This is a genomic window from Marinovum sp. (assembly GCF_048263515.1).
Lineage (GTDB): Bacteria > Pseudomonadota > Alphaproteobacteria > Rhodobacterales > Rhodobacteraceae > Marinovum.
Window position 1 is genome coordinate 84,703 of record NZ_JBLXEC010000014.1, and the last position, 22,824, is coordinate 107,526.

Annotated in this window: 23 protein-coding genes; 8 read left to right on the forward strand and 15 right to left on the reverse strand. The window is 66.7% G+C overall.

All coding sequences use genetic code 11. The features are described 5' to 3' along the window. The first annotated feature begins 31 nt into the window (after positions 1–31). The 3 genes from ACN0SE_RS13795 (at position 32) to ACN0SE_RS13805 (ending at position 4,507) form a co-directional block, all read left to right on the forward strand. Positions 32–562 (forward strand): gamma-glutamylcyclotransferase, encoded by a 531-nt coding sequence (locus tag ACN0SE_RS13795; RefSeq protein ID WP_417525107.1) that lies wholly within the window; start codon positions 32–34, stop codon positions 560–562. Positions 563–634: 72 nt separating this feature from the next. After that, positions 635–1,882, forward strand: coding sequence for a biopolymer transporter ExbB (locus ACN0SE_RS13800; protein ID WP_417525137.1), 1,248 nt, complete (start codon positions 635–637; stop codon positions 1,880–1,882). Between the two features lie 3 nt (positions 1,883–1,885). Beyond that, complete coding sequence (locus tag ACN0SE_RS13805) at positions 1,886–4,507, forward strand: peptidoglycan -binding protein (protein WP_417525108.1); 2,622 nt, start codon at positions 1,886–1,888, stop codon at positions 4,505–4,507. Between the two features lies 1 nt (position 4,508). On the opposite strand, the gene ACN0SE_RS13810 is transcribed toward ACN0SE_RS13805, so the two are convergent. Then, on the reverse strand, positions 4,509–5,432 hold the full coding sequence (locus tag ACN0SE_RS13810; RefSeq protein WP_417525109.1) for an NADP-dependent oxidoreductase: 924 nt from the start codon (positions 5,430–5,432) through the stop codon (positions 4,509–4,511). A gap of 104 nt (positions 5,433–5,536) precedes the next feature. On the opposite strand from ACN0SE_RS13810, the gene ACN0SE_RS13815 reads away from it, so the two are divergent. From ACN0SE_RS13815 to ACN0SE_RS13830, 4 genes are all read left to right on the forward strand, one after another. Continuing rightward, a complete protein-coding gene (locus tag ACN0SE_RS13815; RefSeq protein ID WP_417525110.1) occupies positions 5,537–7,174 on the forward strand; it encodes a long-chain fatty acid--CoA ligase in 1,638 nt (545 codons plus the stop codon). Between the two features lie 3 nt (positions 7,175–7,177). After that, positions 7,178–8,407, forward strand: a complete 1,230-nt coding sequence (locus ACN0SE_RS13820) for an acyl-CoA dehydrogenase family protein (RefSeq protein ID WP_417525111.1) — start codon at positions 7,178–7,180, stop codon at positions 8,405–8,407. A 117-nt stretch (positions 8,408–8,524) separates the two neighbouring features. Further along, on the forward strand, positions 8,525–9,544 hold the full coding sequence (locus ACN0SE_RS13825; protein ID WP_417525112.1) for a phosphotransferase family protein: 1,020 nt from the start codon (positions 8,525–8,527) through the stop codon (positions 9,542–9,544). Beyond that, positions 9,534–9,944: a PaaI family thioesterase gene (locus ACN0SE_RS13830; RefSeq protein WP_417525113.1), complete on the forward strand. Its 411-nt coding sequence runs from the start codon at positions 9,534–9,536 to the stop codon at positions 9,942–9,944. Before ACN0SE_RS13825 ends, ACN0SE_RS13830 begins: the two co-directional genes overlap by 11 nt. Here ACN0SE_RS13830 and ACN0SE_RS13835 read toward each other — a convergent pair. From ACN0SE_RS13835 to ACN0SE_RS13900, 14 genes are all read right to left on the reverse strand, one after another. Next, positions 9,941–10,360, reverse strand: a complete 420-nt coding sequence (locus ACN0SE_RS13835; RefSeq protein ID WP_417525114.1) for an acyl-CoA thioesterase — start codon at positions 10,358–10,360, stop codon at positions 9,941–9,943. The two genes, ACN0SE_RS13830 and ACN0SE_RS13835, sit on opposite strands and share 4 nt — an antisense overlap. Continuing rightward, positions 10,357–11,118: a TIGR02186 family protein gene (locus ACN0SE_RS13840; protein ID WP_417525115.1), complete on the reverse strand. Its 762-nt coding sequence runs from the start codon at positions 11,116–11,118 to the stop codon at positions 10,357–10,359. The genes ACN0SE_RS13835 and ACN0SE_RS13840 overlap by 4 nt, the downstream gene beginning before the upstream one ends. Further along, complete coding sequence (locus ACN0SE_RS13845; RefSeq protein ID WP_417525116.1) at positions 11,118–12,041, reverse strand: sulfite exporter TauE/SafE family protein; 924 nt, start codon at positions 12,039–12,041, stop codon at positions 11,118–11,120. The genes ACN0SE_RS13840 and ACN0SE_RS13845 overlap by 1 nt, the downstream gene beginning before the upstream one ends. A gap of 272 nt (positions 12,042–12,313) precedes the next feature. After that, complete coding sequence (locus ACN0SE_RS13850; RefSeq protein WP_417525117.1) at positions 12,314–13,279, reverse strand: ABC transporter permease; 966 nt, start codon at positions 13,277–13,279, stop codon at positions 12,314–12,316. Between the two features lie 3 nt (positions 13,280–13,282). After that, complete coding sequence (locus ACN0SE_RS13855) at positions 13,283–14,377, reverse strand: ABC transporter permease (RefSeq protein ID WP_417525118.1); 1,095 nt, start codon at positions 14,375–14,377, stop codon at positions 13,283–13,285. Positions 14,378–14,640: 263 nt separating this feature from the next. Further along, positions 14,641–16,242 (reverse strand): ABC transporter ATP-binding protein, encoded by a 1,602-nt coding sequence (locus ACN0SE_RS13860; RefSeq protein ID WP_417525119.1) that lies wholly within the window; start codon positions 16,240–16,242, stop codon positions 14,641–14,643. Positions 16,243–16,417: 175 nt separating this feature from the next. Further along, complete coding sequence (locus ACN0SE_RS13865; protein WP_417525120.1) at positions 16,418–17,413, reverse strand: BMP family lipoprotein; 996 nt, start codon at positions 17,411–17,413, stop codon at positions 16,418–16,420. A 145-nt stretch (positions 17,414–17,558) separates the two neighbouring features. After that, the gene (gene rimI / locus ACN0SE_RS13870; protein ID WP_417525121.1) at positions 17,559–17,972 is read right to left on the reverse strand and encodes a ribosomal protein S18-alanine N-acetyltransferase; all 414 of its coding nucleotides are present in this window, start codon (positions 17,970–17,972) and stop codon (positions 17,559–17,561) included. Continuing rightward, positions 17,962–18,585, reverse strand: coding sequence for a tRNA (adenosine(37)-N6)-threonylcarbamoyltransferase complex dimerization subunit type 1 TsaB (tsaB, locus tag ACN0SE_RS13875; protein WP_417525122.1), 624 nt, complete (start codon positions 18,583–18,585; stop codon positions 17,962–17,964). The genes rimI and tsaB overlap by 11 nt, the downstream gene beginning before the upstream one ends. 22 nt (positions 18,586–18,607) lie before the next feature. Further along, positions 18,608–19,171 carry a NifU family protein gene (locus ACN0SE_RS13880; RefSeq protein WP_417525123.1) on the reverse strand — a complete coding sequence of 188 codons (564 nt, stop codon included), beginning with the start codon at positions 19,169–19,171 and terminating at the stop codon, positions 18,608–18,610. Between the two features lie 90 nt (positions 19,172–19,261). After that, a complete protein-coding gene (locus ACN0SE_RS13885; RefSeq protein WP_417525124.1) occupies positions 19,262–19,483 on the reverse strand; it encodes an alpha/beta fold hydrolase in 222 nt (73 codons plus the stop codon). Next, positions 19,483–20,019: an alpha/beta fold hydrolase gene (locus ACN0SE_RS13890; RefSeq protein ID WP_417525125.1), complete on the reverse strand. Its 537-nt coding sequence runs from the start codon at positions 20,017–20,019 to the stop codon at positions 19,483–19,485. Before ACN0SE_RS13890 ends, ACN0SE_RS13885 begins: the two co-directional genes overlap by 1 nt. A gap of 11 nt (positions 20,020–20,030) precedes the next feature. Continuing rightward, a complete protein-coding gene (locus ACN0SE_RS13895) occupies positions 20,031–20,486 on the reverse strand; it encodes a universal stress protein (RefSeq protein ID WP_417525126.1) in 456 nt (151 codons plus the stop codon). Positions 20,487–20,539: 53 nt separating this feature from the next. After that, the gene (locus tag ACN0SE_RS13900; protein ID WP_417525127.1) at positions 20,540–21,403 is read right to left on the reverse strand and encodes a branched-chain amino acid aminotransferase; all 864 of its coding nucleotides are present in this window, start codon (positions 21,401–21,403) and stop codon (positions 20,540–20,542) included. 190 nt (positions 21,404–21,593) lie between these two features. Between ACN0SE_RS13900 and ACN0SE_RS13905 the strand changes: the two genes are divergently transcribed. Beyond that, positions 21,594–22,781 (forward strand): calcium-binding protein, encoded by a 1,188-nt coding sequence (locus ACN0SE_RS13905; RefSeq protein WP_417525128.1) that lies wholly within the window; start codon positions 21,594–21,596, stop codon positions 22,779–22,781. Positions 22,782–22,824 lie beyond the last annotated feature (43 nt).

Below are 22,824 nucleotides of genomic sequence, written 5' to 3' on the forward strand. Positions count from 1 at the left end.
TTAATTGCACAGGGCATAAAGGAAAAGCACCATGGCACTCTGGGTCTTCGGATACGGCTCGCTCTTGTGGAACCCCGGCTTCGAGGTGGCGGAAACCCGCCTTGCCTCGCTCGAGGACTATCAGCGCAGCTTCTGCATGCATTCGATCCACCACCGCGGCACCGAAGAGGCGCCGGGGCTGGTGCTGGCGCTCGATCAGGCGCCGGGGGCGGTCTGCGACGGGGTGGCGCTGCGCGCCGAGCCCGGCACCGAGGACGCGACCCTGGCCTATCTGCGCGACCGCGAACTGGTGTCCTCGGCCTATGTCGAGCGGCACGTCATGCTGGGGCTGGAAGATGGCCGCAAGGTCGAGGCGCTGGCCTATGTGATCAACCGCGATCACTGGCAATATTGCCGCGACCTGCCGCTCGAGGAACAGGCCCGGATCATCGCGCGCGCGGTCGGCGGGCGGGGGCCAAACACCGAATACCTGTGGAACACCGCGCAGCATCTGAGCGAACTCGGGATCGAGGATGCAGATTTGCAATGGTTGGCCGACCGGGTCCGTGACATTTGCCGATAACGCCTTGGCTTGCCCCGTAATCCTCCCTAGAGTCCGGGCGGATTGAACTATGCCCAGGATACGTCCCTCATGGTGGACAAGCCGGACCGCGAGGCCGCACCGAGATTTTCCCAGCCCGTCCGTCAGGTGTTCTTCATGGTCACCGTCCTGGGGCTGGTCGTTGCGGGGCTGGTGCTTGCGCTGCCGCGCGTGCTGCCGGTGTTCCTGTCGAACCCCTATCTGAACGGCTTCATCGTGCTGGTCTTCGTGATCGGCGTGCTGGCGACCTTCTGGCAGGTGCTGACGCTGATTGGCTCGGTCCGCTGGATCGAGAACTTCGTCTCGGAAAACGACGCCGGAGCCGAGGCGCCGCGCATCCTGGCACCGCTCGCCGCGCTGATGCGGACCCGGGGCAAGCGGATGCAGATCTCGGCCACCTCGTCGCGCTCGATCCTCGACAGCGTGGCGCAGCGGATCGACGAGGCGCGCGAGATCACCCGCTATATCGTCAGCCTGCTGATCTTTCTGGGGCTTCTGGGCACCTTCTACGGCCTGGCCACCACCGTGCCGGCGCTGGTCGATACCATCCGCTCGCTCACCCCGGCCCCCGGAGAGACCGGCGGACAGATTTTCGAACGGCTGCAAAAGGGCCTTCAGGCGCAGCTGGGCGGTATGGGCACCGCCTTTGCTTCGTCGCTGCTGGGCCTTGCGGGATCGCTGGTGGTGGGGCTGCTCGAACTCTTTGCCGGCCATGGTCAGAACCGTTTTTACCGCGAGCTCGAGGAATGGCTCTCGTCGATCACCCGGCTGGGTTATGCCGGCTCGGGCGAGGGTGAGGGCAGCGGCGACCAGCAGTTGTTGGTGGCGGTGGTCGATCACATGTCGGAACAGATGGAGCATCTGCAGCAGATGTTCGCCCAGTCCGACGAAAGCCGGGCGGTGGTGGATGACAAGCTTGCCACCCTTGCCGACAGCATCGAGCGGATGACCGAGCTGCTGGAACGGCAATCGGCGCCGACCACGGCGCTGACCCGGCTGGCCGAGGGGCAGGAGCGGCTGATCGATGCGCTCGAGACCCGCAGCAAGGGCGATAACGACAGCGGCATCGATGCCGAAAGCCGCATGCGCCTGCGCTCGATCGACGTGCAGATGCTGCGCATCCTCGAGGAAATGTCCGCTGGCCGGCAGGAGAGCATGGCCGAGCTTCGCACCGATCTGGCCCAGCTGACCCGCGCGCTCAACATGGCGGTGCGCCAGGTCAGCGCCGCCAGCGCCGCGGCGGCCCGGCCGACCCGTCATCTCAGGCCGCCGAAGCTGGAAACCCCCGAACAGGAGGGCTGATCCATGGCCCTGTCACGCCGCACCGGACAACGGTTCCAAAGCTCGATCTGGCCCGGCTTCGTCGACGCGATGACCGGCCTGCTGCTGGTCCTGATGTTCGTGCTGACCATCTTCATGGTGGTGCAGTTCACCCTGCGCGAGACGATCACCGGTCAGGAAAGCGAGCTCAACGAATTGTCGAGCGAGATCGCGGCGCTGGCCCAGGCGCTGGGGCTGGAGCGGGAGAAGACCGCCAATCTGGAGGACGAGGTCGGCAACCTTGTCTCGACGCTGGTCGATGCCAATGCGCGCGCCACCGAACAGGCGGTGCTGATCGCGTCGCTGCAGCAGGACGTCCAGTCGCGCGACGCGGCGCTGTCGCAGGCCAGCGCGCAGATCGCCTCGCTGGAACAGACCGTGGCCGACCGCGAGAGCGCGCTGGGCGCGGCCAATGCGCGGATCGCCTCGTACGAGGATCAGGTGGCGGGGCTCCTGTCCGATCAGGCCGCGGCCACCGCCCGGATCGACGACCTCGAGGGGCGCGAAGTCGAGCTGATGTCGCAGCAGGAGGCGCTGCAACTGGCGCTGGCCCAGGCGCGTGACGAGATCGACGCCGAGGTCGAGGCCGCGCGGCTGGCCGCGGCGCAGGCCGATGCGCTGGAAGCGATGATTGCCGATCTGAGGGCGCAGCAGCAGGAAAGCTCCGAGGAATTTGCCGCTCAGGTGAGCGAGCTGGAAAACCGGCTGAGCGAGGAAGAGGCCCGCCGGCTGGCCGAGATCGCCGCCGCCGAGGCGCTGCGCGAAAAGCTGATGACCGCCGATGCCGAGCTGTCGGCGATGACCCTTGCTCTCGAGGAACAGCGGCGCGAGGCGGAAGAGACCCTGTCGATGCTGGCCGCGGCGCAGGCGGCGGAGAAGGACCTTGATTCACGGCTTGCCGCGGCGCTTCTGTCGCAGCAGGCGGCCGAGGCGCGGATTGCCGAGATTGGCAGCACGCTGGAACAGAGCGCCGAGGAGACCGAGGCGCTCAAGCAGCAACTGGCGGCGGCGCTCCTGGCGCAGCGCGCGGCCGAGCGGCGCAATGCGGCGCTGAGCGAGGACCTGCAGGCGGCGATCAGCGACGACCAGAACACCTCGTCCAAGCTCACTTCGCTTGAGGCACAGCTCGCCACGGCGCTACTCGACAGCCAGGATCAATCCGCCCGCATTGGCGAGCTGGAACAGGCGCTGAGCGCCCTGCGCGAAAGCACCGCCGCCGAGACCGGGGCGCTGGAACAGCAGCTGGCCGAGGCGCTGGCCGCCAAGATCACCGCCGAGCGCGGCGCCCGCGAGGCCGGTCAGGCCGCCGAGGCCGCCGAAGCACGTCAGGCGACACTGGAAGAGGAGTTGACCCGGGCGCTGGCGGCGCAGTCCGACCTAGCCGGGGTCGAGGATGATCTGGCCGAGGCGCTGGCCGCACGGGTGGCCGCCGAACAGGCGCGGGCCGCCGCGGCGGCGCGGCTCGAGACCACCGAGGCGCAGCTGTCGCAAGCGCAGAGCGAGGCGAAATCGCTCGAGGCCAAACTGGCCGAGGCGCTGGCGGCGCAGCTCGCCGCTCAGGAAAACGCCGAGGCGCTGGGCGGGCAACTGGAAGCGGCGCAAGAGGGTGTGGCGGCGCTGGAAAGCCAGCTCGCCAACCTGCGCGCCACCCTGAACGAGACCGAGACCGGCGAGACCAGCCTGCGCGACCAGCTGTCGGCGGCGCTGGCGGCCACCGTCAAGGCCGAGACCAGCCGCGAGGAGATCCGCAAGCAGCTGTCAGAGGCGCTGGCGCTGAAGCTTGCCGCCGAAGAGGCTGCCCAGCAGGCTGAGACGGCAGCGCAGGCGCGGGCGCAGGAGGTGGCCAACCGCGAGGCGCTGCTGGCGGCGGCGCGGCAGGAGCTGGAACAGCAGACCCAGGTCTCGACCGAGGCGCAGCGCCGCGCGGCGCTGCTCAACCAGCAGGTCGCCGCGCTGCGGGGCGAGCTGGGCCAACTGCGGGCGCTGCTCGATGACTACAAGCTGCGCGATGCGGCACAGAACATCCAGATCGAGAACCTCGGCTCAGACCTCAACGTCGCACTGGCGCAGAAGGCGCTGGAAGAACGCCGCCGCGCCGACGCCGAGGCGCGCAATGCCGCGCTGCTGGAAGAGGAGAAGAAGGACCTCGAGAAATACCGATCCGAGTTCTTCGGCCGTCTGCGCGACCTTCTGGGCAACCAGGAAGGCGTGCGGATCGAAGGCGACCGTTTCGTTTTCTCCTCGTCGGTGCTCTTCGGCTCCGGCGACGCAAGGCTCTCGGCCGAGGGTCAGCGCGAGATCGCCAAGGTGGCGCGCATCCTGAAATCGGTGGCCGATGACATCCCCGACGAGATCGACTGGGTGATCCGCGTCGACGGCCATACCGACAACGTGCCGATCGTCGGCTCGTCGCAATTCGCCGACAACTGGGAGCTCAGCCAGGCCCGCGCGCTCTCGGTCGTGCGCTACATGATCGACTTTCTCGGCATTTCGCCGGAACGGCTGGCGGCCAACGGGTTCGGCCAGTTCCAGCCGGTCGATCCGGGCAATACCGAGACCGCGCGCGCGCGCAATCGCCGGATCGAGCTGAAACTGACCGAGAAGTAGCTCAGAGCGCAACCACCTGCTTGCCGAGGTAGCCGCCCTTGAGCATGTCGAGGAAGGCCGGGAAGTCATTCCAGTGGTCGAAGATGATCAGCCCCTGGATGCTGAGCCGCTTGACCAGCACCTGCCGCCAGAGCGCCGGCAGGGTGTCCGGGCCGTCGTTGCTGGCACCTTCGTACCAGGCGATGGTGCCGATCACCGGCACCCGGGCGTGAGTGTTGAGCAGGGGCAGCACCGCGCGCAGCACATCGCCGCCGACATTCTCGAAATAAACGTCGACGCCGTCGGGCGCGGCGGCGGCAATCGCCGCGCGCAGGTCCTTCACGTTGTCAAAGGCGCGGTGGTCGATGGCACTGTCGAAACCGAAGGTCTCCTGCGCGATGCGGCATTTCTCGGCCCCGCCGGCGATGGCCACGGTGCGCATCCCGGCGCGTTTCGCCAGTTGGCCGACCATGGCGCCCACCGGGCCGGTGGCGGCGGCCACCACCAGTGTCTCGCCCGTCTTGGGGCGGCCGTATTTGTTCAGTCCGACCCAGCCGGTAAAGCCCGGCATCCCCAGCACGCCAAGCGCCGACGAGGGCGGCAGCGACGGGTCGATCTTGCGCAGCTCCGTCGCCGGCAGCACCGCGTGGCTCTGCCAGCCGGTCCTGCCGGTCACCAGGTCGCCCTCGGCAAAGCCCTCGGTACGGCTTTCCAGCACGCGGCCCACGCCCTGGCCGGTCATCACCGCGCCCACCGCCACCGGCTCGGCATAGGATTTGGCGTCGCTCATCCGGCCGCGCATGTAGGGATCGAGCGACAGGTGGCTGACCTCGACCAGCACCTCGCCCTCGGCAGGGGCGGGCCGGTCGACCTGCTCCAGCCGGAAATGCTCGAGCCCAGCGGACCCCTCGGGCCTCGCTGCCAGTACCACCCGTTCTACGACCATCTTACGTCCCGTCCTTTATTCGAAATCGGTTGCGCCGCGGCGCGCTTCGCCGCCAGACTGTCTATCTAGGCTGCCGGGAGAGCAAGCCAAAGGGAGGATGTCAGATGATGGGTCAGATGATGCAGCGGCCGCTGCAGGTGATCGAGCTCTTGCGCTATGGCGCAGAGGTGTTTCCGGAGGCGGGGATCGTCTCGGCGCTGTGTGAGGGCGGGCGGCACCGGCAGAGCTATCCCGAGACCCTGGCGCGCACCGCGCAGCTGGCGCATGGGCTGGCCTCGCTGGGGATCGGCACCGGCGACCGGGTGGCGACACTGGCGTGGAACACCCATCGGCATTTCGAGATCTACTATGCCACCGCCGGCATGGGCGCGGTGGTGCACACCATCAACCCGCGGCTCTCGCCCGAGCAGATGCTTTACGTGATCGGCCATGCCGGCGACCGGGCGATCTGTGCCGATCTGACCTTCGTGCCGATCCTCGAGGCACTGGCGCCGCAACTGCCCGAAGGCATTCGCCTGATCGTCATGACCGACCGGGCGCATATGCCCGAGAGCAAGCTTGACCTGATCTGTTACGAAGAGCTGCTGGACGGCCAGTCCGAGCGCTACGACTGGCCCGAAACCGACGAGAATGCCGCCATCGGCCTGTGCTATACCTCCGGCACCACCGGCCACCCCAAGGGCGCGCTCTACTCCCATCGCTCGACCGTGCTGCACGCCTTTTCCATCACCCTTGCTTTGCGCTCTTCGCTGACCGAGGGCGCGCGGGTGCTGCCGGTGGTGCCGATGTTCCACGTCAACGCCTGGGGGCTGCCCTATTCGGCGCCGCTGTCAGGCGCCTCGCTGGTGATGCCGGGGCCGGGGCTGGCGGGCGATGCGCTGTGGGAGTTGATGAACGACGAAGAGGTGACCTCTGCCTGGGGCGTTCCCACGGTCTGGCAGGGGCTGCAGGCCGAGATCGCCAAGCGCGGTAGCAACCCCAAGGGCTTCGGCCAGGTGGTTGTCGGCGGCTCCGCCGCGCCGCGGGCGATGATCGAAGGCTTCGAGACATCCGGCGTGTCGGTCTGCCACGCCTGGGGCATGACCGAGATGAGCCCGGTGGGCACCCATGGCATCCTCAACGCATCGACCCAGGCGCTGCCTTTGAACGAGCGCATCGACCTGCAAGCCAAGCAGGGCCGCAGGGTCTTTGGCTGCGAGATGAAGATCACCGACGAGGCGGGCCAGCGCCTGCCGCATGACGGCAAGGCAGTGGGCGAGCTGCATGTGCGCGGCAACACCATCATCGCGAGCTATTTCGCCAGTGACGAAGCGAGCACGGCGGCGTTTGATGCCGAGGGCTGGCTGGCCACCGGCGACGTGGCGACAATCGATCCGCAGGGCTTTCTGTCGATCCAAGACCGGGCCAAGGACCTGATCAAGTCCGGCGGCGAATGGATTTCCTCGATCGACCTGGAGAACTGCGCCATGGCGCATCCCGCCGTGGCGACCTGCGCGGTGATCGCCGTGCCGCACCCGAAATGGGACGAGCGGCCGCTTCTGGTGGTGGTCCCCAAGGGGGACACCCCGCCGGAGTTGAAAGACATCCACGACCTGATGCGTCGGCATTTCGCCGATTGGCAATTGCCGGATGATATGGTGCTGGCCGAGGATCTGCCTCTGACCGCGACCGGCAAGGTTTCGAAACGGCAGTTGCGCGCGCGCTTGGCCGATTACACCCACCCCGACCTGCGAAAGGGATAAGCCATGGATCTTGGCATGACAGACCGGGTGCGCCCGCTGGTCGAGGCCGTGCGCGCCATGGTCCGGGACGAGATCGCGCCGCTCGACCGGGAGTTTCACGCCGAGGTGGGCAAGCACCCGTCCGGCGACCGCTTCCGGCACACCGAACGACAGCTGGAGATCCTCGAAGGGCTCAAGACCATGGCGCGCGAGCGGGGCCTTTGGAACTTTTGGCTGACCGGCAGCGACAAGGGGCAGGGGCTGAGCACTGTCGAATATGCCTATCTCGCCGAGGAGATGGGCAAAGTGCATCTCGCCGCCGAGGTCTTCAACTGCAATGCGCCCGACACCGGCAACATGGAGGTCTTCGAGCGCTACGGCGCGCCCTGGATGAAGGAGCGCTGGCTGGCCCCACTGCTCGAGGGCGAGATCCGCTCGGCCTATGTGATGACCGAGCCCGACGTGGCCTCGTCAGACGCTGCGCAGCTGGCCTTCGAGGCGCGGCGCGAGGGCGATGACTATGTGCTGAACGGCGAGAAATGGTGGATTTCCGGCGCCGGCGATCCGCGCTGCAAGGTCTATATCCTGATGGCCTGCACCGACCCCGAGGCGCCGAAACACCAGCGCCACACGATGTTTGCGCTGGACGCCCAGACACCGGGGATCGAGGTGCTGCGGCCGATGCAGGTGTTTGGTCAGGATGATGCGCCGCATGGCCACATGCACCTGCGCTTCACCGACGTGCGCATCCCGGCCGAGAGCGTGATCCTGGGCGAGGGGCGCGGTTTCGAGGTGGCGCAGGGACGGCTGGGGCCGGGGCGCATCCACCATTGCATGCGCGCCATCGGCCAGGCGGAAAAGGCCCTGGAGATGATCTGTCGGCGGGGCCTGTCGCGAGAGGCCTTTGGCAAGCCGCTGGCCGAGCTGGGCGGCAACTACGACATGATCGCCGACGCAAGGATGGAGATCGAGATGGCGCGGCTGTTGTGCCTCAAGGCCGCATGGATGATGGACAGCGCCGGGGTGCGCGCGGCGCAGCCGTGGATTTCCAAGATCAAGGTGGTGGCACCGCTGATGGCCGGCCGCGTGTTGGATGCCGCGATGCAGATCCACGGCGCGCAGGGCATCTCGCAGGACTTGCCCTTGGCGCATATGTGGACCCATGTGCGCACGCTGCGCTTTGCCGATGGTCCTGATGCGGTGCACCGGCGCCAGGTGGCGCGGGCCGAACTGCGGAAGTATCGCGATGGGTGAGGCACTGTTCACCCCGGATCGCCTGCGATCCGGGATGCGCCCGCCCGCCCCCCAGGCGGGCGCATTCTGCGCCCACCCCGGGCGGTCGCATCCCTCTGTCGGACGAAAGCCGCAGGGATGAGCGCGCTTGACCTCTCCCGCCTCACCCCTTGGCTCGCCGAGACCATCCCCGGCTTCTCCGGCCCGGTGGAGGTGCAGAAATTCGCCGGCGGCCAGTCCAATCCGACTTTCCGCCTCTCGACCCCCTCTGTCGACTACGTGCTGCGCCGCAAACCGCCCGGCACGCTGCTGAAATCCGCCCATGCGGTCGACCGCGAGTTCCGGGTGCAGCAGGCGCTGGCCGGCACCGATGTGCCGGTGGCCCGGATGCGGGCGCTTTGCGAAGACGACAGCCTGATCGGCGCGATGTTCTATGTCATGGATCACGTGCCCGGCCGGGTCATCCTCGACCCGTCAATGCCCAACGCCACGCCCGAGGCGCGCGCCGCGCATATTGCCGAGATGAGCCGCATCCTCGCCGCGATCCACGATGTCGACCTCGCCGCCACCGGCCTTGCCGACTATGGCCCGCCTGGCGACTACTACGCCCGGCAACTGGCGCGCTGGACCAAGCAGTACCGCGCCAGCGAGACCGGCGCGGTGCCCGAGATGGACCGGCTGATTGTCTGGCTGGAGCGGCACCTGCCCGAAGACGACGGCCAGCGCTGCCTGGTGCATGGTGACTACCGGATCGACAACCTGCTCTTTGCGCCGGACAGCCCCGAAATCCGCGCCGTGCTGGATTGGGAACTGTCGACGCTTGGCCATCCCTATGCCGATCTCGCCGGCGTCATCATGCAATGGCAACTGCCGCCGGGCGACGAGGGGCGGGGGCTGGCCGGGCTCGACCGTGCGGCGCTGGGGCTGCCCTCGGATGCAGAGTTCATCGCTGATTACTTCGACCGCCGCGGGTTGACGCCGCCGACCAGCTTCGGCTTCTACCTTGCCTTCGCCTTCTTCCGCATGGCGGCGATCCTGCAGGGGGTGAAGAAACGCGCTCTGGACGGCAATGCCTCGAACCCCGAAAAGGGGCTCAGGCTCGGCACCTTCGTGCCGCGCTTTGCAGAACTCGGACTGGAGGCCGCCGATGCGCGATGACAACGCCGCCCTGTGGGAAAGCCCTTCGCCCTGGGGCAGCCATATCGGGATGAAGCTCACCGACTGGCAGGCGGATTTCGCCCGGGTCGAGCTGACGCTGGCCGATTTCACCCGCAATCGCCACGGCGCGCCGCATGGCGGGGTGCATGCGACGATGCTGGACACTGCCATGGGCTTTGCCGGCTGCTACACCGGCGATCCCGAGCGGCGGCAGCTTTGCCTGACGCTGAACCTCTCGGTCAACTACCTGTCGCGGCCACAGGGCACCCGGCTGATCGCCGAGGCGCGCAAGACCGGTGGCGGGCGGTCGAGCTTCTTTGCCGAGGGCAAGGTGCTGGACGACGCGGGCATGCTGATCGCCAGCGGCACCGGCGTGTTTCGCTATCGCAAGATGGCCTAGGAGATCGCTGCGAGCAGCGCGCGCCTGTCGGCATCGAGCGGCAGCGGCCGGTGGCTCTGGGCGTCGACCTGCACCTGGGCAAAGAACCCGGTGGTCGCGGCCTCCTTTGCCTCGCCGCGAAACAGCGCCAGCTCCAGCGTGAAAGAGCTTTTGCCGATCCGGCCGCAGCGCAGGCCGGCGTGGATCATGTCGGGAAAGCGCAGCTCTTCGAAATAGCGGCAGCCGTTCTCGACCACCAGGAACCGCGGCGCCCCGGCGCCTTCGCCGAGAAAGCCGCACTCCATCTGCCAGAGCGTCAACGCCGTGTCGAAGAGCGAGAAATAGGTGGCGTTGTTGAGATGGCCGTATTGGTCATTGTCGGCCCAGCGCGTCGGCAGGGCCGTATTCCAGGGATATGCGTCGCGGGCGCGGGTCATCCCCGCTTGAGCAGGCGGAAGGCAGTCGAAGCACCCCAGCCGGCGGCGATGGCGATGGCCAGCGACAGCAGGCCATAGATCAGCGGCCGTTCGCGCGACAGGTTGAACAGAAAACGTTCCAGCCCGACCTTGCGCACGTCGATCACCGTCTCGTGGCGCGAGATCACCTTCTGATCGCGCAGCAGAAAGACCCGGGCGATATAGGCGCCTTCGGTCAGGTTCGCCGGCATCTGCACGTTGCTGCGGAACAGGGCCTGTTCGGCCACTTCGACCGCGCCTTCGTTGCGCTGATAGAGCCCGTTGTTGCGGCGGATACGCAGCACGGCCTCGGCAAAGGCGGCTTCGGATTTCAGCGTCCAGATTGCCCGGTCGGCGGTGATCCGGTACTGGTTGTTGGCGTTCTCGCTGAGGATCTCCTCAAGCGGGCGCGACGATGACACGGCGTAGAAGCTGGGCGCGGCCGAGACGTCGACCGACTCGGTGTTGACCCAGATGCCGAAGCGGCGCTCCTTGCGGCGCACGACCACCGGCTCTGACGGGCCGGCGATGGCGATGATCACGTCAAGCTCGCCCTCGGGCTGGGGGCCATTGCGCTTGATCGCGCCGAACAGCAGGATTTCGGAACCGTCGAAGTTGGCGGTGATGCGGACGCGCTTCTGCGACAATCCGAGCACCACGTCCTCTTCCACAGGGGCGGTCTGCGCCGTCACCCCGAGCGGGGTGAGCAGGCAGAGCATCAGGGCGGCCAGTCGCAACATCAATGGCCCTCCACTGCGCCGATGGAATACAGTTCGCTCGGTTGCAGCAGCAGGTCGAGCGCCAGCTTGCCGCAGACCGCCAGCACCATGATCGCCAGCAGGATGCGCAGCTGCTCGGCCTTGAGCTTGACGCCGATCCTTGTGCCGATCTGCGCCCCGATCACGCCGCCGATCAGCAGCAGGACCGCCAGCGCCATGTCGACGGTATAGTTCGTCGTGGCATGCAGCAGGGTGGTGAAGGCGGTGACGAAGATGATCTGGAACAGCGAGGTCCCGACAACCACCTTGGTGGGCATGTGCAGGATGTAGATCATCGCCGGCACCATGATGAAGCCGCCACCGACGCCCATGATCGCCGCCAGGATACCGACCAGCACGCCGACGATCAGCGGCGGGATCACCGAGATATAGAGACCCGAGGTGCGGAAGCGCATCTTGAACGGCAGTGCCGTGACCCAGCCGCGGTGCTTGCGCTTGGCGGGCGGAACGCCGCCGGATTTGCGCAGCTTGCGGATCGCCCGAAGGCTCTCGACGAACATCAGCGCGCCGATGATGCCGAGGAAGACCACGTAGCAGAGCTTGACCAGCAGGTCGACCTGGCCCAGCGATTTCAGATAGTTGAAGACAAAGACACCGATCGCCGCGCCGATCAGGCCGCCGACCAGAAGCACCACGCCCATCCTCAGATCGACGGTCTTTCGCTTGAGATGCGCCAGCAGGCCGGAGAAGGACGAGGCCACGATCTGGTTAGCTTCGGTCGCCACGGCCACCGCGGGGGGGATGCCGATGAAGAACAGAAGCGGTGTCATCAGAAAGCCACCGCCGACGCCGAACATGCCGGAAAGTACGCCCACCATGCCGCCCAGCCCGAGAAGCAGGAAGGCGTTGACCGATACCTCGGCTATAGGAAGGTATATTTGCATGCGGTTCTCTAGACCCAACGCCGCAGGCTTGGCAAGCGGGCCAGAGGGCCCTGACGGCAAGAATTTCCGCATTGCGGCAATTTTTTTGACGCCGGGTCAGATCGTAGCGGTTTGGGGGTGGTGCTTACCCAGTCTGACACACCTCAGGGTTGCGCGATTGCGCTAACGGAAGAGAAAATGTCTCCGGAGCAGAGGGATTTGCAGGAATCTGTCGAAAAAGGATTCGCAGGCGCAATCGATGCTGCGCCTGCAAAGGGGGGTGGCCGCAGGGCCTAGCGTTCCTTGACGTAGGGCTCGCCGCCGGCGCGGGGCGGGATCGCCTTGCCGACAAAGCCCGCGAGGATCACCACGGTCAGCACATAGGGCAGGGCGTCCATGAACTGCACCGGCAGCACCACGATCCCGAGGTCGATGTTCTGATAGCGCAGCGCCACCGCCTGCAGCAGGCCGAAGAGCAGGCAGGCATAAAGCGCATACCACGGCCGCCACTTGGCAAAGATCAGTGCCGCCAGGGCGATGAAGCCGCGGCCGGCGGTCATGTCCTTGACGAAGCCGGCCTGCAGACCGGTCGCCAGATAGGCCCCGGCAATGCCGCAGAGCACGCCGCAGATCGCCACCGCCGCATAGCGCAGGCCCACGACCGAGACGCCGGCGGTGTCGACTGCCGCCGGGTTTTCGCCCACCGCGCGCAGCTGCAGGCCGAAGCGGGTGCGAAACAGCACCCACCAGCTCAGCGGCACCATCAGAAAGGCGACGTAGACCAGGATCGAATGGCCCGAGATCAGCTCGTAATAGATCGGTCCCAGCAGCGGGATATCGACGATCTCGTTGGCAAAGGGCAGGGTGATCGGCTCGAACCGGCCCTTGCCGATCAGCGACGGCGTGCGCCCGCCCTGGCTGAACAGGTCCTGCGCGATCAGCACCGTCATGCCGGCGGCGAGGAAGTTGATTGCCACGCCCGAAATCAGCTGGTTGCCGCGAAAGGTGATCGAGGCCAGCCCGTGGATCGCCGAGAGCACCAGCGAAGCGGCAATGCCGGCCAGGAGGCCCAGCCAAACCGAGCCGGTGATCGCCGCCAGCGCCGCGGCAAAGAAGGCCGCGGCCAGCATCTTGCCCTCGAGCCCGATGTCGAAGATGCCCGCCCGTTCGGAAAACAGCCCGGCGAGGCAGGCCAGCAGCAGCGGCGTGGCGAGGCGGACGGTGGAATCGAGCACCTGCAGGATGGTGAAAAGGTCCATGCGTCAGCCCTCCTTGCGGCGAAACGCCATGAAGATGCGTTCCAGCGGCATCCGCACCATGTTGTCGAGCGCGCCGGTAAACAGGATCACCAGCGCCTGGATCACCACGATCAGCTCGCGCGGGATGTTGGTCCAGAGCGCCAGTTCGGCGCCGCCCTGATAGAGAAACCCGAAGAGGATCGCGGCGAGGAAGACGCCGAAGGGATGCGACCGCCCCATCAGCGCCACGGCGATGCCGATGAAACCGGCGCCCTCGGTGGCGTTGAGGATCAGCCGCTCGCTTTCGCCCTGGGTGGTGTTGAGCGCCATCATCCCCGCCAGCGCGCCGGAAATCAGCATGGCGATGACGGTGATGCGCACCGGCGAGATGCCGGCATATTTCGCGGCGCTTTCGGAATGGCCGAAGGCGCGAATTTCATAGCCCAGCCGGGTGCGCCAGAGCAGCAGCCAGACCACGACACAGGCGATCAGCGCGAGGAAGAAGGTGACGTTGGCCGGCGCGCCGCGGAACATCGCCGTCTGGGCGGTCGAGAACATGTCGGAGAAGGTCGGAAGATGCGTCGGCTCCGGGAATTTCGCCGTGGCCGGGTCCATCGCGCCCTGCGGCCGCAGCAGGTTGACCAGCACGTAGTTCAGCACGGCCGCGGCGATGAAGTTGAACATGATCGTGGTGATCACGATGTGGCTGCCGCGTTTGGCCTGCAGCCAGGCCGGGATGAAGGCCCAGGCCGCGCCGAAGGCCGCCGCGCCCAGCGTCGCGGCGATCAGCGCCAGCGACCAATGCGGCCAGGGGATGTAGAGCAGCACCAACGCCACGCCGAGCCCGCCCAGCGTCGCTTGGCCTTCGCCGCCGATGTTGAACAGACGGGCATGGAAGGCCACCGCCACGGCAAGGCCGGTGAAGATGAAGTTGGTGGCGTAGTAGAGCGTGTAGCCCCAGCCGGACGACCGCATCAGCGCGCCTTCGACCATAAGGTTGAAGGCGGCGACCGGGTCTTCCCCGATGCCGATGATCACCAGCGCCGAGAGAACCGCGGCGAGAAACAGCGAAATCAGCGGGACGAGGACCGCATCGGCCCAGCCGGGCATTCTATCCATGGAGGGCCTCTCCGATGTTGGGTGACTTGGCACGAAGCCGCGCAATCGCCGACCCGCGGGGGGGCGATCCGACGGTGGTTCGGGGCAGTTTATGGTGACAAATCCGAAGGAGATCGGATCGAGGCGCTGTCCTCACCGTATCGCCGCCCCGGGGGGCGGGTCGGCGATTGCGCGGCGGGCTGCGGCCTTGATTCCACGCAAGGACCGCAGGCGACGCTGTGCAATCCAGACTGCGGCCGCCTGTCAGCGCAATTGCCACATACTCATCCATGCTGCCTGGCCTCGCGGGCTTCCTTGGCGGCCAGCTGCTCTTCGACCGCCTCGATGATCGGCTTGTCCGGCATCTCGGTGATCCCGGCCATCAACAGCCCCAGCTCCTTCTCGTCGGTCTCTGACGCAACCCGCTCGCCCATGATCATGCCGTCGAACATCACCGCCACCCGGTCGGCCAGCGACAGGATTTCTTCCAGTTCGACCGACACCAGCAGCACCGCCTTGCCCGCGTCGCGAAGGGCGACGATCTGGTTGTGGATGAACTCGATCGCGCCGATATCGACGCCCCGCGTCGGCTGGCCCACCAGCAGCAGCTCGGGATTGCGCTCGATCTCGCGCGCCACGACGATCTTCTGCTGGTTGCCGCCAGAGAAATTCTTGGCGGCGAGGTTCGGATCGGGCGGGCGCACGTCGAACTTTTCCATCTTGCGCTCGGTGTCGGCCTTGATCGCGGCGTTGTTCATCAACAGGCCGGACTGGAATTTGGGATCATGGTGATAGCCGAAGGCAACGTTTTCCCAGGCGTGGTAGTCCATGATCAGACCCTCGCGCTGGCGGTCTTCGGGCACATGGGCGATGCCCCGCGCCCGGCGCGAGCGGCCGTCGGATTTCTTGCCGGTCAGGTCGATCACGTCGCCATTCAGCTTCACCTCGCCGGTGGCCTTGCGATAGCCGCCCAGCACCTCGAGCAGCTCGGACTGGCCGTTGCCGGCCACACCGGCGATGCCGAGGATCTCGCCGGCGCGAACCTCGAGATCGATGCCCTTGAGCCGTTCGACCCCGTCGTCATCGACGACCCTGAGATCGTGCACCTGCAGGATCGGCTTGCCGGGCTGCGCCGGTTCCTTGTCGACGCGCAGCAGCACCTTGCGGCCGACCATCAGCTCGGCCAGCTCTTCGGGGCTGGTCTCCGATGTCTTGACGGTGGCGGTCATCTCGCCGCGGCGCATCACGCTCACGGTGTCGGTGATGTCCATGATCTCGCGCAGCTTGTGGGTGATCAGGACAATCGTCTTGCCCTCTTCGCGCAGCCGGTTGAGGATGCGGAACAGCTGGTCGGCCTCGGCCGGGGTCAGCACGCCGGTGGGCTCGTCCAGGATCAGGATATCGGCCTGCCGATAGAGCGCCTTGAGAATTTCGACCCGCTGCTGGTGCCCGACCGACAGCGTCTCGACCACCGCGTCGGGATTGATCTTGAGCTCGTATTCCGCCGCCAGTTCGGTCAGCGCCTTGCGCGCCTTGGCCAGCGAGGGCTTGAGCAGCTCGCCGTCCTCGGCCCCGAGGATGACGTTTTCCAGAACGGTGAAGTTCGGCACCAGCTTGAAGTGCTGGAACACCATGCCGATGCCGGCGGCGATGGCGGCCTGGCTGTCGGGAATGGTGGTCTTCTGCCCCTGGATGAAGATCTCGCCCGCGTCGGCCTTGTAGAAGCCGTAAAGGATCGACATCAGCGTCGATTTCCCGGCGCCGTTCTCGCCGATGATGCCATGGATCGTCCCCGGCATCACCCGGATCGAAATGTCCTTGTTGGCCTGAACGGGGCCGAAGGCCTTGGAAATGCCTTTGAGTTCGATGGCAGGGGCTTGGGTCATCCGGTCTGTCCTCGTGATCGTGGCCAGAGTTGCAAAGCTGGACGGATTTGCAAAGGGGCAATCGCCGCCCGGGGCGCAACGGAAGCTCGGGGTGTCAGCGCTCGCATGCTCCTGAAAAGCAAGGAAGCCGCGCCAGGGTCTGGCGCGGCTTCGCACATGTCACTGATCTCGGGGATCAGAAGCTGAGGTCGGGGCAGCTGTCGTCCGAGGTGTAATCGTGCACATTCAGCTCGCCGGCGGCGATCTTGGCCTTGGCGTCGTCGACCGCGGTCTTCATGTCGTCTGCGACCAGCTCGGCATTGTGCTCGTCGAGCGCATAGTCGATGCCGCCGTTGCCGACGCCCATGACATTGATGCCGGTCTCCAGCGCCTCGCCCTGAGTCATCGCGTCATAGACCGCGTTGTCGACCCGCTTGAGCATCGAGGTCAGGACCTTGCCGGGGTGCATGTAGTTCTGGTTGCTGTCGACGCCGACCGAGAGGATGCCCTCGTCAGCCGCGGTCTGCAGCACGCCCACGCCGGTGCCGCCGGCGGCAGCATAGATCACGTCGGCGCCCTGGCTGATCTGCGCCTTGGTCAGCTCCGAGCCCTTGACCGGGTCGTTCCAGGCCGCGGGCGTGGTGCCGGTCATGTTCGACAGAACGGTGATGTCACCGTTGACCGCCTTGGCGCCCTGGGCATAGCCGCAGGCGAACTTGCGGATCAGCGGGATGTCCATGCCGCCGATGAAGCCGACGGTGCCCGATTCAGAGGCCATCGCCGCCATCATGCCCACGAGGTAGGAGCCCTCGTGCTCGTTGAAGACCACCGAGCGGACGTTGGGCTCGTCCACCACCATGTCGATGATGGCGAATTTGGTGTCCGGATAGTCAGGCGCCACTTCCGACAGCACGTTGCCGAAGGCGAAACCGGTCATCACGATCGGGTTGTTGCCGTTCTCGGCAAAGCGGCGCAGCGCCTGCTCGCGCTGGGCTTCGGATTGCAGCTCGATCTCGCGGAAGCTTTCGCCGGTTTCTTCGGCCCAACGCTGCGCGCCGGCAAAGGCGGCCTCGTTGAAGCTCTTGTCGAACTTGCCGCCGAGGTCGAAAATCAGCGCCGGCTCGGCCAGCGCGGCCCCGGCGCTGAGCGCCATTGCCGCCGTGGTGGCAAGGATTTTATGCATGAATGTCATTTGGTTGCTCCCGTTGGTATGCCTCGGGGTTGTGCCCCGGGCAAAGGTCTGTTGCCCGGGTTGCCCCGGATCATGGCCAATTAAGGCCGGGTTGCGCGTGGAGGGTCAACCGATTCTTGTGCAGTTCCGCAGCGGAAACGGAGGGTTAGCCCAGCGCCCTGCGCAGGATCAGGGCGTCGGCGGCAGGCCCTTGGGGTCGGGAATAATAGCCGCGGCGGCGGCCGGCCTCGGCAAAGCCTGCGCTGTCATAGAGCGCCCGGGCCGCGGCATTGTCCTCGGCCACTTCGAGAAACAGCGTTTCGGCCCCGCGTGCGGGCAAGGCCGTGAGGAGCTCTGCTAGGAGCGCGCGCGCGGTGCCCTGACGGCGCTGGCCCGGATCGGTGGCGATGGTCAGAAGCTCGGCCTCGTCCAGCGTCACCCGCGCGAGGGCAAAACCTGCAGGCCGGGTGACGAGCAGGCAGGCGGGATCGGCGATGAAAGCCTCGAATTCCTTGGCGCTCCAGCCGCGCGAGGGGGCAAAGGCCGCGCCATGCAGCGCCGCCAGCGCCTCAGGCGTCATCAAGGATCACCGGCGGCAGATCGCGCGCCGGGGCGGCATCGGCCGGTCGGATGTACAACGGCGCCGGCGGCCGGGTCTCGCTGGCAAAACGCTGCGCGGCAATGCGGGCGGTGGCCTCTGCGATGGGCATGGTCTGGGGCAGGGGGGCGTCAGAGAGCAGCGCTGCGCCGGGGCCGGTGACCGGCGTCTCGGGACGGAAGTCTGCCAATTCGACCAGTTCAGGTGTGCCGTCCGGAATGCGCTGAACATAGGCGCGCTCGCGCCGGGCGTCGATCACGGCGGTCACCGGCAGGGGCAGGCCAAAGGCCGCGGCCTCCAGCGCCGAGACGCCCACTGCTGGGATGCCCAGAGACAACGCCAGCCCACGCGCGGCGGCGACGGAAATGCGGATGCCGGTGAAATTGCCGGGCCCGGTGCCGACGCCAAGCGCCGTCAGATCGCGCCAGGTCACGCCGCCCTCGGCCAGTACCTCTTCGAGCAGGGGAAACAGCCGCTCGGCCTGGCCCCGGCCCATCTCTTCGACACGGCTGGCCAGAACCCTGTCACCGCAGAGCAAAGCGGCCGCGCAATGCGCGGCCGATGTGTCGAATGCCAGAACCAGGGTCTCGGTCATCAGGCTTGCCTTGCGCCGCCGCTCAGACCGCGACGGGGCGCACCTCGGTGACCTCGGGGATGTAGTGGCGCAGCAGGTTCTCGATGCCCATCTTCAGCGTCAGCGTCGACGAAGGGCAGCCGGCACAGGCGCCTTGCATGTGCAGGTAGACCACGCCGCGCTCGAAACCGTGGAAGGTGATGTCGCCGCCATCCTGGGCCACCGCCGGGCGCACCCGGCTGTCGAGCAGCTCCTTGATCTGGGTGACGATCTCGCCATCCTCGCCGCTGTGCTCGGCATGGCCCGAGGGGCCCGCCGCATCGCCGGCCATGACCGGAGCGCCGGACTGGAAATGCTCCATGATCGCGCCCAGAAGCGCGGGCTTCAGGTGATCCCAGTCCCGGTCTTCCCCCTTGGTCACGGTCACGAAGTCATGACCGAAGAACACGCCTTCCACCCCGTCGACGGCAAACAGCCGCTCGGCCAGCGGCGAGGCCGATGCGCCCTCGGCGGTGGGGAAATCGGCGGTGCCCATCTCGAGCACGGTCTGTCCGGGCAGGAACTTGAGCGTCGCCGGGTTGGGAGTGGATTCGGTCTGGATGAACATGAGACATATTCCTTATCGCTTGGGTCAGATATGTCCCTCCGGGCCCGCGATGTCAATGTTTGGAATGGTTCTAAGGTGAGCGCGGCGGCCTTATGCCAGAGCAGCCTGCAGTCGCGCCGCCATTTCCGCGGGTCGGGTCAGCGCGGCCATGTGTCCGCCGCGCGGCAATACGTCGGTGCGCCACTGCGGGCAGGCGTCGCGCAATATCTCGGCAAGCTCGCGCGTCGAGCGCACGGTATCCTCGGCCCAGATCAGCGTGGTGGGCATCGGCAGGCGATCCCGCCAGCCGGAAATGCCGGTCGTGTCCAGCATCACCGCATCCCATTCTTGGAAATTGGGCGCAAGCGCGGCGGCGAACTTGTCCTGCCGGGCGGGGGGCATGGCATTCCAGCTGCCCGGCCCGGTCCAGTAATCGGCAAAGACCTCGGCTGCTGCGTGCCATGTGCCGACGGCCCCGTTGGTCTTGATGCAATCGCGCAGCGCCGTGGCCTCGGCGATGTCGCGCCCGATTCGGCCAGCAGCGCAAAGGGATTGGGCTCGATCAGGACAAGTCGCGCGATTCGGTCGGGGTGCCGCGCGGCCAGCTCCATCGCGACCGATCCGCCGAACGAATGGCCGACGACGGACAGGGGGCCGCTTTCGGGCAGGGCGCTGGCCAGATGGTCGGCCTGATCGCCCAGGGTCTGGGCGTCACCGCGCCAGGCCGGCACCGCGCCATAGCCGATCAGATCGGGGGTGTGCAGCCGAAACCGGGCGTCGAACTCCGGCACCATCGCCCGCCACTGACCGGCGCCCGCAACGCTCGAGTGAACAAGGATCACATCGTGCGGTGCGGTGGCTGCGGGCATTGGACTGGCTCCTAGGTGATGGCTTCCAGCCGTTCCTTCGACAGGTCGCCCGGCACGATGGTGATCGGGATCGGCAGGAGGCCGGAGTTGCGGGTCAGCTGGGTAACCAGCGGGCCGGGGCCCTGCTTGTCGGTGCCGGCACCCAGCACCAGAACGCCGATCTCGGGGTCCTCGTTGACCTGGGCGATGATCTCGTCCACCGGCTGGCCCTCGCGGATCACCAGCTTGGGGTCGACGTTCTGCCGGTCGCGCATCCACTTGGCGAAGACCTCGAAATGCGCATGAATGCGCTCGCGGGCCTCTTCGCGCATCACTTCACCGACGCCGATCCAGTGGTTGAACTCATCCGGCGGGATCACCGAAAGGATCTCGACGCCGCCACCGGTATGGCTGGCCCGCATCGCGGCGAACCGCATCGCGTTGAGGCATTCACGGCTGTCATCCAGCACCACGAGAAATTTACGCATCTGTCCACTCCTTGCGGCGGATCATGCCCGCCTTCGTCCTTTCGGACAATTGGTTATTGCTGCGAGGCGGCCCAGTCCCAATAGAGCGCGCGCGCCCGGCGGGTGAGGGGGCCGATCTGGTACGAGGTGTCCTCGAAGGCCGTGACCGGGGTGACCTTCATCATGTTGCCCGAGAGAAAGACCTCGTCGGCGGCATGGAAATCGTCAAAGCCCAGCACCGTCTCGGTCACCTCGACGCCATCGGCGCGCAGGTTGGCGATGTGGCGGGCGCGGGTGATCCCGGCGAGGAAGGTGCCGTTGGCGACCGGGGTAAAGACCACCCCGTCGCGCGCCATGAAGACATTGGCGGTGGCGGTCTCGGCCACATTCCCCAAGGCATCGGCCACCAGCGCATTGCCGAAGCCCTTGCGCCGCGCCTCGGCCAGCATCCGGGCGTTGTTGGGATAAAGGCAGCCGGCCTTGGCATTGACCACTGCATCGGCCAGCACCGGCCGGTGGAACTGCGTGCGGGTCAGCGTGGTGGCGGCCCCTTCGGGCGCCATCGGAATGGCCTCGAGCGAGATGGCAAAGCCGGTCGCGCCGGGCTTGGGCACGATGCCGAGGCTATCGCCGTCAAGCGCCCAGTACATCGGCCGGATGTAGACCGCGGTGTCGGGGGCATAGGCTTCGAGGCCGTCGCGGACGATGGCCACCATCTCCTCGGTCTCGACCGTCGGCGTGATCATCAGCGCTTCGGCCGAGCGGTTGACCCGCGCGCAGTGCCGGTCGAGGTCGGGCGTCAGCCCGTTCACCATCCGCGCGCCGTCGAACACGGTCGTGCCCAGCCAGCTGCCGTGATCGGCGGCCTTCATCACGGCCAGATCGCCGTCATGCCATTGGCCGTTGAAATAGGTGCGTATCTCGGTGCCGGTTGCCATGCATGTCCTCCTTGGCGCGGACACTAGGCGGGCGCGCCGGCAAGGTCCAGAGCCCCTGCGGCAGTGCAGCGTATGGGCCGGGCAGAGGCTTGCGAGAAATCCGGAATTGCCCGGGATTGGCCCGAATTGCGTCACAATCCGAAGACAGAAACGGTTTGTTTCCAATTCGAGCGGCGTAAGGAGTGACACGTTGCCATTGACCCTGACCTTCGGCGAAAGCCTGGCCCTCTTTACCTCTGCGCCGATCACCGGCACGCCTATTGGCGAATACCTGCGGGGCAGCAGCCTCGATGATGTCCTCATGGGGGCCGGCGGAAGCGACACGTTGCGCGGCGGCTATGGCAACGACCTGATCTCAGGCGGGGCGGACAATGACTACATTCACGGCAACTGGGGCGCCGATACGATCTTTGGCGGTGCAGGCGACGACCGGCTGAGCGGCGGCGGTGACAATGATGTGCTCTCGGGGGGCGAGGGGTCCGATGGCCTGCGCGGCGGCAGCGGCAATGACCTGCTCGACGGTGGCGAGGGCGCCGACACGCTGAACGGTGGCAGCGGCGATGACACTCTGGACGGCGGTGTCGGCAACGACCGGTTCTACGGCGGCAGCGGCGCCGACCTGATGTTCGGCGGGGCGGGGAATGACATTGCCTATGGCGGCACCGGCAATGACACGATTTCCGGCGGTGTCGGCAACGACCGGGCCTATGGCGGCAGCGGCGCCGACCTGATCAGCGGTGACGGCGGCCATGACACGATCTATGCCGGCAGCGGCAATGACACCGTGCTGGGCGGCGAGGGCCAAGACCGGATTTCCGGCAATGGCGGTCATGACAGCGTTGATGGCGGCGACGGCAACGACCGGCTGTCGGGCGGGTCGGGCCATGACACATTGGCTGGGGGCGAGGGCAATGACAGGCTGTCAGGCGGCACCGGGCATGATGTGCTGAGGGGTGATGCGGGCCGCGATGCGCTGTTGGGCGGGACCGGCAACGATGTGCTTTTCGGCGGGGCGGATCAGGATACGCTGAACGGCAGCAGCGGCCATGACAGGCTGGACGGCGGCAGCGAAGACGACGTGCTGCGCGGCGGCTCTGGCGATGATACGCTGATCGGTGGGGCAGGCGACGATCTGCTGCACGGCGGTTATGGCGCGGATCTCTTTGTCTTTCAGCCGGGGTTCGGGGCCGACACGATCGAGAGCTATGGCAATGGTGATGACCTGATCGACATGACAGCGCTGGGGCTCGACGACGTGGCCGATCTGGTCTTTGCCGAGACGGATGCCGGACTGCTGATCGCCGCGCCTGAGGGCGACAGCGTGCTGATCGACGGCGCGACGCTTCTGTCCTTTGACACCGACACGATCCTGATCTGATCTTACAGGTCCGGGCATGAAAAAACGCGCCGGGTCTCCCCGG